Annotated in this window: 11 protein-coding genes; 7 read left to right on the plus strand and 4 right to left on the minus strand. The window is 38.1% G+C overall.

Annotated elements, in window-relative coordinates:
* Nucleotides 1–319 precede the first annotated feature (319 nt).
* From MHH64_RS12100 to MHH64_RS12120, 5 genes are all read left to right on the plus strand, one after another.
* The gene (locus tag MHH64_RS12100) at nt 320–880 is read left to right on the plus strand and encodes a glycerol-3-phosphate acyltransferase (protein ID WP_340001837.1); all 561 of its coding nucleotides are present in this window, start codon (nt 320–322) and stop codon (nt 878–880) included.
* Nucleotides 877–2,496 carry an aminotransferase class V-fold PLP-dependent enzyme gene (locus tag MHH64_RS12105; protein ID WP_340001838.1) on the plus strand — a complete coding sequence of 540 codons (1,620 nt, stop codon included), beginning with the start codon at nt 877–879 and terminating at the stop codon, nt 2,494–2,496. The genes MHH64_RS12100 and MHH64_RS12105 overlap by 4 nt, the downstream gene beginning before the upstream one ends.
* Entirely contained in the window at nt 2,484–4,337 is a 1,854-nt protein-coding gene (locus MHH64_RS12110; protein WP_340001839.1) for an LTA synthase family protein, read from the plus strand. The genes MHH64_RS12105 and MHH64_RS12110 overlap by 13 nt, the downstream gene beginning before the upstream one ends.
* A 332-nt stretch (nt 4,338–4,669) precedes the next feature.
* Entirely contained in the window at nt 4,670–4,897 is a 228-nt protein-coding gene (locus MHH64_RS12115) for a hypothetical protein (RefSeq protein ID WP_095307334.1), read from the plus strand.
* Between the two features lie 71 nt (nt 4,898–4,968).
* Nucleotides 4,969–6,276 carry a DRTGG domain-containing protein gene (locus tag MHH64_RS12120; protein WP_095307333.1) on the plus strand — a complete coding sequence of 436 codons (1,308 nt, stop codon included), beginning with the start codon at nt 4,969–4,971 and terminating at the stop codon, nt 6,274–6,276.
* 54 nt (nt 6,277–6,330) lie between these two features.
* On the opposite strand, the gene MHH64_RS12125 is transcribed toward MHH64_RS12120, so the two are convergent.
* Nucleotides 6,331–6,627, minus strand: coding sequence for a YtpI family protein (locus tag MHH64_RS12125; RefSeq protein WP_095307332.1), 297 nt, complete (start codon nt 6,625–6,627; stop codon nt 6,331–6,333).
* A gap of 118 nt (nt 6,628–6,745) precedes the next feature.
* On the opposite strand from MHH64_RS12125, the gene MHH64_RS12130 reads away from it, so the two are divergent.
* A complete protein-coding gene (locus MHH64_RS12130) occupies nt 6,746–7,693 on the plus strand; it encodes a bifunctional oligoribonuclease/PAP phosphatase NrnA (protein WP_095307330.1) in 948 nt (315 codons plus the stop codon).
* A 44-nt stretch (nt 7,694–7,737) separates the two neighbouring features.
* Here the strand turns inward: MHH64_RS12130 and MHH64_RS12135 are convergent, their stop codons facing one another.
* The 3 genes from MHH64_RS12135 to MHH64_RS12145 all read right to left on the minus strand — a co-directional run bounded on the left by MHH64_RS12135 (nt 7,738) and on the right by MHH64_RS12145 (nt 8,880).
* Nucleotides 7,738–7,935, minus strand: a complete 198-nt coding sequence (locus MHH64_RS12135; protein WP_095307329.1) for a hypothetical protein — start codon at nt 7,933–7,935, stop codon at nt 7,738–7,740.
* 109 nt (nt 7,936–8,044) lie between these two features.
* Entirely contained in the window at nt 8,045–8,548 is a 504-nt protein-coding gene (gene ytrI / locus MHH64_RS12140) for a sporulation membrane protein YtrI (RefSeq protein ID WP_095307328.1), read from the minus strand.
* Nucleotides 8,548–8,880 (minus strand): YtrH family sporulation protein, encoded by a 333-nt coding sequence (locus tag MHH64_RS12145; RefSeq protein ID WP_095307327.1) that lies wholly within the window; start codon nt 8,878–8,880, stop codon nt 8,548–8,550. Before MHH64_RS12145 ends, ytrI begins: the two co-directional genes overlap by 1 nt.
* A 140-nt stretch (nt 8,881–9,020) precedes the next feature.
* Here MHH64_RS12145 and dnaE point away from each other — a divergent pair, with 140 nt between their 5' ends.
* Entirely contained in the window at nt 9,021–12,371 is a 3,351-nt protein-coding gene (dnaE, locus tag MHH64_RS12150; RefSeq protein WP_340001840.1) for a DNA polymerase III subunit alpha, read from the plus strand.
* The last annotated feature ends 36 nt before the right edge of the window (nt 12,372–12,407 follow it).

Consider the following 12,407-nt stretch of genomic DNA (forward strand, 5'->3'; position numbering starts at 1 on the left):
ACGAAAAATCAACAAATCTTTCTATGGAATATATTGTCATGGTAATGCTTAGGAAGACATCTACCTTCTTTCTAAAATGCTTAACTTAAAGCATACTTCTAGTTGAAATTGCAGTACCGCATGGTAAATTACTAAATCATTAAATAGAGATTGTTTTGCGGTTAGTCTTGTAGAAGAAGTAATTGATGCTATTTATATTATTACCGGGCGAACATCCAATTAACAATGGGAATTCCCTGTTTTATTAACAATTACACTCTTTCACATGATTCGAGGAAATGATAAAATAGCAAATAGTATGAATTACGAAAAGTAAGGGGTGAAACCTCTGTTTACTTTTATATTGATATTCCTGTCTTATTTATTCGGTTGTGTGAATGGAGCATACTATGTGGGGAAGCTAGCTGTTAATCAGGATATTAGAAAACTTGGTAGCACAAATGCCGGAGCTAGAAATGCAGGAAGGGTATTGGGGCGGAGTGCTTTTATTTATACGGTAATTATAGATGCTTTAAAAACAATTATCCCATTACTCATAGCCGGTTATGTGTTTACTGTCAGCAGTTTCTTATTGGGATGTGCAGCTTTAGCTGTTTTAGTTGGACATATCTGGCCAGTGCAGCTACAATTTCGTGGTGGTAAAGGCGTCGTTGTCTATTTGGCGGCAGCTCTCGTGCTTACACCTTTGACACTGATTGCAACCGGAGTGATCTTATTAATAGGCTTGTGTCTAAAAAGAAGCTTTACATTAGCCGGTCTAGCTGCCCTTGCCATTATTCCAATCACATTGTTAATCATTTCAGAATATATACTGTTTGGAATATTTTTATTGATGCTGATCATCGTTTTACTTCTACACAGAAAAGGGGAACCAAGATGAGTCAATCAACACCTACTTTATATAAAATTGCAGAACTTGCTGATGAAATAGAGCAAATTCATCAACTGAATTATGAAACGTTTGTGGAGGAAATTCCACAGCACAATGCAAATAATCAAAAGAAATTAGTCGACCGTTTTAATGACGAGAATACATATATCATTGCAAAAAAGAATAATGAGGTCATCGGGATGATTGCTATCAGAGGAAACCGACCTTTTTCACTCGATCAAAAGCTTGATCATCTTGAAACCTATTTGCCTGAAAAAGCGATACCCTGTGAGATTAGACTGCTTTCAATAAAACCGGCTTATCGAGGTGGACGTACTTTTTATGGATTATGTGAAAAGCTTGTCTCCTATTGTCTGGAAAAAGGGTATAACATGGCTTTAATCTCCGGAACAACAAGGCAAACAAAGCTGTACAGGCATATCGGATTTGAGGCATTTGGACCACTTGTCGGTACAGAGAAAGCTCCCTATCAGCCCATGTATTTAACAAAAAAGAACTTTGAATTAGCATCCAGGCTTTTCGAAAGACTTATTCATAGAGAAGAGAAGAACTTCTATCATAATTTTCTTCCTGGCCCTGTAGAGATTTCTGAAAATGTGAAAAAAGCATGGGGTAAACCAGCAATTTCTCATCGTTCTGCTAGTTTTAAAAAGGTTATGAATGACGTGCAACAAGGCCTTTGTCAGCTCACTAATGCTAAGCACGTGGAAATAGCGGTGGGTACAGGAACACTAGCAAATGAAATGATTGCAGCACATTTGTCCAACACCCGCTCAAGGGGGCTGATATTGGCCAATGGTGAATTCGGGGAAAGGTTAATTGATCATGGAGTCAGATGGGGACTTTCTTTTGAACAAATAACAAAGAAATGGGGGACTGCTATTGAACTGGATGAAATTGAAAATGTATTAGAGCAAAGTCCCGATATTCAGTGGCTTTGGACAGTTCATTGTGATACGTCTACTGGATATGTATATCCCCTCAAAGACTTGCAGGAAATCTGTAAAAAAAATCGTGTGAAACTCTGTCTTGATGCATGCAGTACGGTCGGTGTTCTACCGGTTGACTTCGGTGGGGTGTATATGGCAAGTACTGTTAGCGGAAAGGGACTGGGATCTTATCCCGGACTTGCTATTCTTTTTCACCAGGAGGAAATCTTTCCGAATAAACAGATCCCGGCTATTTTGGATATTGGCACTTATCAGGCTTCAGCAAGTGTACCTTTCACGCATTCATCCAATGGACTGGCTGCGTTACAGGCAGCATTACGTAATCTCGAGCCAGTAAGCGAGGAATTGGCTATGGAGATTTGCCGTGTTTTCAAAGCTTCAGGTATGACAGTACTTCGAGGGAGGGAATATTCACCTGGAATTATAACAGTAAGCTTGCCAGAGAATATGGCATCAAAGGATTTTGGCGATCAGTTAAAAACACTTGGTGTACACGTAAGCTATGAAAGCAGTTATCTAGTAAAAAGAAATTGGTTCCAGATAGCTTTAATGGGAAAACAAGAACCCGCAAAAGTTTGGAAAGCTATTGAAATTATTAAGCAGCAATTTGATTATTTTTTAAAAGAAAAAGGGCAACCGCAATGCGCAAAATAAAAATATTATTATCTAATCATATAATAGCATCAGCAATTATTTTTTTATGGCTAAAAACTGTCCTTGTCATGGTGTTTGGATTTAGTCTGTCGTTCATATCCTGGCTGGATATCATCCTTTTGTTCGTCAGTCCTATAGGAACGCTCATGCTGTTCATCGGATTCAGTTTTCTATTCAGCAAAAAGGTTCACCCGTTAGGTTTAATGGTTATTTATATTCTGATCACAGGACTTTTGTATGCAAATTTACTTTATTATCGTTTTTACATTGATTTTGTAACGGTTTCTGTTTTGTTGCAATTAAATAATGTTGGCGGACTTGGGGCAAGTACGTTGGAACTGTTTTCTCCGTTCGATATTTTATTGTTTATTGACATTTTTGTGGTTGCGTTTGTATTATTTTCGAAAAGAAAAAAACAAATTAACATGCCAAACAAAAGAAAATACGGACTTGCCAGCATTGGAATAATAGTTCTTACCGTTATTATTGGCATGATGCAAAATCAATATTTATTCAAAACGGCGTATGATAGGGAAGGTCTTGTTCAATCGCTTGGATTGTATAATTATCAGGTAGTCAATATGATCTTTGGAGCAATGGCACCGATTGAAAAGGCTTTTTCAGATGAAGTTGATGCGAATACGGTGAGCAGTTATCTCAAGAAGGAGGAAAGAAAGCAAACTGAATTATTTGGAATTGCAGAAGGAAAAAATGTAATCATGATCAGTATGGAATCCACACAGAATTTTGTTGTAAATGAAAAAGTAAATGGGGAAGAAATTACACCATTTTTGAACGATCTTATTCAGGATAGCTTTTATTTTTCCAATATTTATGACCAGACAGCACAAGGGAAGACATCTGATGCAGAGTTTATGATCGATACTGGATTATATCCGCTTCCAAGTGGGTCTGTTTTTGTGCGCCGCCCTAAAAATGAATTTGAATCACTGCCTAATATTCTGCAGGAGTATTCCGGTTATAAAGCATATACCTTTCATGGAAATGATGCCAGCTTTTGGAATCGCAAACAAATGTATGATAATTTTGGCTATGAGCATTTTTTTGCCAAAGAAAACTATGACGTAACTGAGGAAAACTCGATAAATTATGGGATTAAGGATATTGCTTTTTTTGAACAATCGATGGAAGACCTCATCTCATTGCCTGAGCCGTATTTGGCAAAATTCATTACATTAACAAATCATTTCCCTTTTCTGTTAGAAGAGGAGGATCAGTTGATTGAGCTAGCTGAAACAGGAGTTGATGTTGTAAATCGGTATGTTGCTACAGTCAGATACCAGGACATGGCATTGGAACGTTTTTTTGAAATGGTTAAAGAAGAAGGATTGTATGAAAATGCAATTTTTGTGATTTTTGGCGATCATTATGGTATTTCGAAAAAATATGAAGCTGGTGTCCATGAATTGCTTGGGCAGGATAATACACCGCTTAATCATTTGGAACTGCAGCAGATACCAGTTGTCATTCATGTACCGGGACAACAGGGGGAAACAATTGAGGCAAATGGCGGTGAAATTGATATTCGGGCAACACTCCTTCATCTGCTAGGTGTTCCTACTGAAAACCGGTTATCCTTCAGCCGGGATTTATTCACAAGAGCTGCAGACATGCCAGTTGTTTTCAGGAATGGGGATATGATCGCAGAAAGTTATGCATTTACAAATAATGTTTGTTATGAGAGAGATTCTAAAAAGAAGGTAAGCAATAAAAACTGCTCTTCCTATCTGAAAACAGCACGTGAAGAACTGGAGCAATCGGATAATATCATATTTGGAGATTTATTTCGGTTCATTCCACATGCAGGGGAGGAAAGTTAGAAATATCAACACAATTCATTTTCACTGTATAAGTATTATTAATTACGTTTGAAAATATAATAGAATTGAAGTAACTCCATGTTTTGTACTGACTCACTATAAAGTATTTGGTGGAGCTGTTGACATCATAGCAAATTTTGCTGGAAATTTGGGAGCAAATATCATGGCGACACGAGACCATTATTATCTGGAAATGAATTTGCCCCATAATTTATCAAGCTGTTTCATAGGAAAAACCAGAATAAATAATAACATAATTCACTAGTCTATCTTAAGTTCTTAATCCATCCTTCCTCACATAAACTAATACAAAACCAAAAGGAGGATATCCCATGCGACACTACGCTATACTAAGACTACTATTAGCAGCTTTTTTCCTATACATTGCTTGGCCAGTAATTCCATCAGCTTCTACGAATACAGAGCTAATTTTCTGGGGAGGTTGGTTGCTATTTCTAGTGTTAGTAATTGGAGCAAATTTAGCAACGCTTTTACAAATGACAAGCCCTCCAGTTATGGAACAGGAACAATATAACGAGCTGAGACGGGATAATTATTGAGTTTCTGCACTTTCAACTGTATAATAAATAATAATAAGTGATATAGTACAGTTGAAAGCTGGTGAAATAAAATGACAACTAAACATGAGCAGATTATTCAACATATTATTTCGTTGTCGGTTGGCAGTAAAATTTCGGTGCGGCAAATAGCGAAAGATTTGAATGTAAGTGATGGAACGGCATATCGTGCGATTAAAGAAGCGGAGAATCAAGGGATTGTCAGTACAATTGAGCGTGTAGGTACGATTCGAATTGAACGTAAGAAGAAAGAGAACTTTGATCGCCTTACGTTTGCTGAGGTCGTTAATATCATTGATGGACAAGTATTGGGTGGCCACGACGGATTATATAAAACATTGAGTAAATTTGTAATCGGTGCCATGCAGTTAGAAGCTATGATGCGCTATACTCAAGCGGATTCCTTATTGATTGTCGGAAACCGAATTAAGGCTCATGAACTGGCATTGAATGCTGGTGCGGCTGTACTAATAACAGGTGGATTTGATACAGAAGATTATATTAAGAAACTAGCAGATGATAAAGAAATGCCAATCATTTCAACGAGCTATGATACGTTTACCGTTGCTGCTATGATTAACCGAGCGATCTATGACCAATTGATAAAGAAAGAAATTATTTTTGTTGGTGATATTGCTACACCTTTTGAAGAATCCCATTATTTACGTTCAAAGGATACGATTGAAGCGTGGTACAAGCTGAATAGTTTATCCTCACATACACGTTTTCCAGTTGTAGATGATAAACTGCAAGTTATTGGGATGGTCTCTTCAAAGGATATTGTTGGGAAGGACAGAAGCATTGTAATTGATCGCGTGATGAGTAAGAAACCACAAGTAGTTCTAAGCAAGACTTCGCTCGCCTCTGTAGCACATACGATGGTTTGGGAAGGCATTGAGCTTATTCCTGTTGTGGATCAGTCCTATCAGTTGCAGGGTGTTGTATCACGACAGGATGTATTAAAAGCCATGCAGCAAATTCAACGACAGCCACAGGTTGGTGAAACCATAGATGATATAGTTTCCAGAAATTTAGAAACAAGTGAAGATGATGAGAATGTTTTCGAATCGATGGTTATTCCGCAAATGACGAATCAATTAGGGACGCTATCAAATGGCGTGTTCACAACATTGATTACAGAGGCAAGCAGTCGTTTGCTGAAAAAAGTGAAAAAAGCAGATGTTACCATTGAAAATATAACCGTCTATTTCAGCAAGCCCGTTCAAATCGACAGTAAACTAATTATTAAACCGCAACTACTTGATGTTGGACGACTTTATGCAAAAATGGATGTAGAAGTATTTAATGAGCGTAATTTAGTAGGAAAAGGATTAATTATGGCTCAGCTAATTAATCGTTAATAAAAAAAGAAATCGGCCGAAACAGCCGATTTCTTTCATTCTTGCACGATTCAGTTATTCACTCGGGTTTAGGCGACGCCATTCACTGCGATAATGTTTTGCCTCCATAAGACCTCTGTAAAATTGAAGCCCTCCGAGAATAAGGAAAACAATCCCTATAAATAAAGACAGCTGTGTTTTATAGAAAATATATTGGTTAATTCCAAACACGAAAACAAATGTACCAAGACATATACGTGCTTTTGCGTTAAAATAGCGTTGAATAAGTTCATCTTTGCTTTTAAGAATGGCAACTTTATAATAGATAAAGAGAACAGCTGCGACAACAATGATGGCAGGGAAAATAAACATGGAATCTCTCCTAAATTAATTTAAAGTTTATGTAAGTAAAATTCTCATATAATTGTAACTTGTTTTTATAAATAAATCTAGAGAAACCAAACAAGATTAAAGGAGTAGGAGCAAAAATATGAAATGGACACAGATTATTGAAGCGATTAAGGAAAACGATACGATTATTATTCATCGGCACGTTAGACCGGATCCAGATGCACTTGGGTCGCAGGTTGGTTTAAAGGAAATCATCAAGCACTCCTTTCCGAACAAGCACGTTTATGCGGTAGGGGAAGATGAGCCTACATTAACGTTCTTGGCTAAGATGGACAATGTCTCCGATGATGTATATGAAAACGCGCTTGTCATCGTATGTGATACGGCTAATAGGCCGCGAATTGATGACCAGCGGTATACGTTTGGAAAGCAGCTTCTTAAAATAGATCATCATCCCAATGTAGATGAATATGGTGACGCGAGTGTTGTTGATACAGCTGCAAGTTCTGTGAGCGAGATGATTTTTGAGTTGTATGATCAGGGGAAGGAAGAAGGATTTAGCTTAAATGATGCTGCTGCACGTTTATTATATGCTGGAATTGTTGGCGATACGGGAAGGTTTATGTTTCCAAGTACAACGAAAAAGACATTTCAGTTTGCAGCTGAATTGGTAACCTATGACTTTGACAGACCAGCATTATATGCTGAATTGTATAGTGTGGAAGATAACATTTCTCGTTTGCAGGGGTACATTTTGCAAGAGTTTGAGCTTTTACCATCAGGGCTTTGTACAATCAGGCTAACAAAGGAAATATTAGAGAAGTTCCGTGTTTCTCCTGATGAATCTGGGCAGCTTGTAAATATATTAAGTAACATGAAAGGTATAAAAGCATGGGTGTTTTTCATTGAGGAGGAAGATCAGATTCGTGTCAGATTACGTTCGAAAGGTCCAGTAATTAACGAAATTGCCGCAAATTACAATGGCGGGGGACATCCATTGGCTTCAGGGGCAACGATCTATTCATGGGAAGAAGCAGATAACCTGACAAATGAACTGGAATCAGCTTGTCTTGCATTTATGCGATAAGCTAGAGATTATGCTGGAGACTGCCATCAAGACAGTCTCCAGCTTTAATTCGTTTTACTCGTTGTTAATGGGATAAACCAATAACCAGAGTCAGTTTCATCGCACTGGACAGGCATTTTCTCTTTTTCAATTGCTCGTTTCATTAAACGGACAAGTTCTTCTGATTCTGCGTATGCATTTTGCCCTTTTCTTAATTGATTCATTTTTTCATCACGTATTCTTCTTAGGTTGATAGGCAACACGGACATCGACTCCCTTCAATATATGGAGTGTAACTGCTTTCATTACTATTCTATGATTATCGACAAAGGAAATCCATACGATTGTTCGATGTGTCACGAAAAATACAAATTAATTTGACAATTGCGGGATTATCTCTATTTTTAAGTCCGTTGAAATCGTTAATTTCTTCACCTCAAAATAGTAGGTGAAATCATCAATGGTAAATCCTTTATTCTCTATTGTAGATTGAAGCAATTGATCGCTCTTATCTATAATCGAAATTTCTTGTCCAATTATATGGCTAATTTGTTCCTTAACCATCTCCTCCAGCTGATGTTCAATGAGTCGGTCCAGCTTCAGTCTCTCGCCATCAACAATCGTAACGGAAATAGAGTTAATGGTTAATGGCTCTTCGGATTTTTCACTTAAATCTTCCTTGTCTTGCAGCAATGCTGCATTCTGTTCTTTCAAGTCATTTACTTGCGATGACAGTTCGAGATTTTCCGCTAATAATTCCTCGTACATCGTGCCGTACATATAAATCAGGATGAAGTATGCAATAATACCCCCAATGAATGCACCTGCGAAAAAAAGTTGCCAGGAAGGCTTTTTATGATATGGTGGAATATGCATTACGGGCTCCCCTTTTGTAAAAACCAATCAATAATGATGATGCCAGTTTTTACACCACCCATAGCAGACAGAATAAGTAAAACTTGCTTAACGAAATCGATTGTAGATCCATCTGTTAATCCCTTTTCAAAGTTTGCAATCGCATCAAAGGTACCTCCAATTGCCGCAACAATAGCCCAAATTCGCAAGCGGTCAGCAATTCGTCCCATTGATGTAAGTGGGGCATCGCCCGTTGCGAAATCCCCGATACTGCCGATGAAAGATCCTCCAATAATTACACCGAGAGCAATAAAAAAGCACGAAATAAATGCAGCAAAAAACCGTTCTTCCATTATTTATGCACTCCTTTGAGGCATGGTCTATACATTTTATGATTGTCTCGGACGAGTTATGCTAAGAAAAGAATGCAAAAGCGTATGCATGTTCGAAAATGGTTGTTATAATAATAGTTAGAAAGAAAAGGCGGGATAGTATGTCATACACACATTTACAGGTTAAAAGCGGCTATAGTTTGATGAATAGTACAATAACGATTCCTAAATTGGTCGAGCGGGCACATAAATTAAATTTTAATGCGCTTGCATTAACGGATGAAGAAGTGCTGTATGGAATTATTCCATTCTATCGTGCATGTAAGAGCTATGGAATTAAGCCAATTATTGGAATGTCTGTACGACTACTGGACAATGAGGAAGAAGTTATTCCATGTATCTTATTAGCGAAAAATAATGCTGGTTATCACCAGTTAATCAAACTTAGTACAACTATTCAGCAGGATTCTATAAATGGCATCGACTTAGGGGCAATACAGCAGGCAGCTGGTCAATTGATTTGTATTGTACCAGTTCAACATGATAAAATAACGCAGCTTTTTCAACACCAAACACATGCAGGTATTGCCGGTTATTTCAAAAAGTGGCAAGCATTATTTGCCCAAGGTGACTTCTACCTTGGTTTGCAGGAGAGAGACGAGTCGATATTTACACTGGTAAAAGAATTTCATAAAGTATCCCGTATTCCGGTTACGGCGATTAATGATGTCATTTATCTTGATGAAAAGGATGCCATGGCTTTTGATTGTCTCCAAGCGATGAAAACGGGAAAACAGTGGGGAATGAAGATTGCGGATTCCACCATTAAAAATAGACATCTTCGTTCCGAAACGGAAATGGAAAGTTTATTTGGTTCCTTTTGGCCGGAGGTGCTTGCTGAAACAGAGGCAATCGCAGGGAAGTGTAATGTTACGATCGATTTTGAACAGCGTCTGCTGCCATCATTTCCTGTACCTGAAGAAATAAGTGCAGCTGATTATCTAGAGAAATTATGCTGGGCAAAAGTAAAAGAAAGGTACCAATCTTTAACCGATCCTATAAAAAAGCGACTTTCCTATGAGCTCCGTGTGATTCAATCCATGGAATTTAGCGATTATTTTCTGATTGTAGCGGACTTTATTGGATATGCAAAAGCAAATCAGATTGTTGTGGGACCTGGTAGGGGCTCATCAGCTGGTTCGATTGTTGCCTATATACTAGGTATTACAGACGTCGATCCAATGGAATACGGTCTATTATTTGAACGATTTTTAAACCCTGAAAGACAAACAATGCCAGATATTGATGTCGATTTTTCAGATGCGAGGCGTGATGAGGTTATCACGTATGTCCAAGAAAAATATGGCAGGGAACATGTTGCGCAAATCATTACATTCGGTACCTTTGCTGCCCGTTCATTAATTCGAGAATTAATAAAAACAATGGATGTGGACGGGCAGGATGCTAGCTTTATGCTAAGAGAAATTCCGCTGCAGTCAACAAAAAGAATCCCAGAGCTCGTAAAGGAATCGGAAGAATTGTATCGTTATGTCAAAACATCTCCTAAATTAAAGCTGTTATTTGCTGTAGCTGTGAAGCTTGAAGGACTGCCACGTCATATCTCGACCCATGCAGCAGGCGTGGTTATTAGTGAGAAACCGTTAAAGGAACATGTTCCACTAACAATAGGTGCAACCGATACACATCTTACCCAATTTCCAATGAATGATTTAGAAGCAATTGGCTTATTAAAAATGGATTTCCTTGGGCTTCGGAATTTAACCTTATTGGAGAAGGTTATTCAGTCGATAGCTTATACAGGTGCTAACCCGATTTCACTTGATGAAATTCCTGAAAACGATACCCGTACCTATGAATTATTACGAAATGGGCAAACAAATGGTGTGTTTCAGCTTGAATCCCAAGGAATGAAACAGGTACTAACTGAACTTTTGCCTAGCAGTTTTGAAGATATAGTAGCAGTCAACGCCTTGTATCGCCCAGGTCCAATGGATTTTATTCCGGTATATATAGCGCGAAAACATGGGAAGGAAGAAGTGACCTACCCACATCCTGATTTAAAGCCAATTCTTGCCCATACATTTGGTGTGCTTGTTTACCAAGAGCAAATCATGCAAATTGCTAATCGAATTGCAGGTTTTACATTTGGTGAGGCCGATATGCTGCGTCGTGCAGTAAGTAAAAAGAAGCAAGATGTTATGGATGCACAAAAAGAAGCATTTATTCAAGGTTGTCTAAACAATGGTTACGAGCGAAGTGTTGCTGAAGAGATATTTAGCTGGATTGTTAAATTTTCAAATTATGGATTCCCAAGAAGCCATGCGGTTGCCTATAGTAAGATTTCTTATCAGCTCGCCTTCTTGAAAGCACATTATCCAGCAAGCTTCTTTGCGGAATTATTAAGTGCTTCTCGAAGTCAATACGATAAACTGCATCTCTATATGCAAGAACTAAAAGCGCTTGGACTTGAACTATTACCACCTAATATTAATCGGAGCTTCGGGAAATACAGTGTGGAGAACAAAAAAGTTCGGATGGGACTTACCTCGATTAAGTCGGTAGGTAATCAAGCAATTGGCGAAATTATTCGCGCGCGAAAAGCAGGACCATTTAAAAATATATTCGATTTCTGCCTTCGTACCTCACCAAAGCTCGTTAATCGAAAAACACTCGAAAATCTTATTATTGCTGGGGCATTTGATGAAACGTATTCCAATCGCGCAAGTTTACTTGCTTCAATAGAACAAGCGATGGAGCAGGGAGAGCTTTTTAAAGAATTTTTTGGTGGGTCTAGTCTTTTTGAGGATCAAATCGAGCTAGATGCCAAATATGTTGAGATCGATGACTTTAGTCAAGTTAAGAAATTAGCAGATGAAAAAGAGCTGCTTGGCATGTATGTTTCGAGTCACCCGATAAAGGAATTTAGGAAGCAGCTGCGAGCTAATGGTCATGTCACACTTAGACAAGCAGCTAAAATGCTTGGAAAGCGAAATTTAGACGTAACGGTAATTATTCAAGCGATACGAGTTATTCGAACAAAACGAGGGGATAAAATGGCATTTCTGACGATTGATGATGAGCAGGCGGAAATGGAAGCCGTTATTTTTCCTGATGTATTCCGAGAGATAAGCTCCTGGCTGCAAGAAGAAATGCTCGTTTGTCTGGAAGGGAAAGTAGAATCTAGAAATAATAAGCTACAAATGGTAATCAATTCCGTCAAGCCATTTCATCAAGAAACATTACAGTCAGATTATAAACAGCGTCTATTTATTAAAGTGGTGAACATGACGAATCAACAAGCACTGCAACTTATCGAGAAGGTAGCGGAACGTTATCCTGGTGGCGCATCGATTATTCTTTATGATGAACAAAAAAAACAATCTTATCAGCTAGCAGAATCTTATTGCCTCTATCCCGACAAAAGTTGTTTAAATATGCTAAAACGGTATTTTGGGAATGAAAATGTTGTTTTGCAAAATCGAGAAGTGTGAAGTAGTTTGAGATTGTAAGTATTTATGGCATTGAAA

Origin of the sequence: Oceanobacillus sp. FSL K6-0127 (genome assembly GCF_037983385.1) — a bacterium.
GTDB lineage: Bacteria > Bacillota > Bacilli > Bacillales > Amphibacillaceae > Oceanobacillus > Oceanobacillus profundus.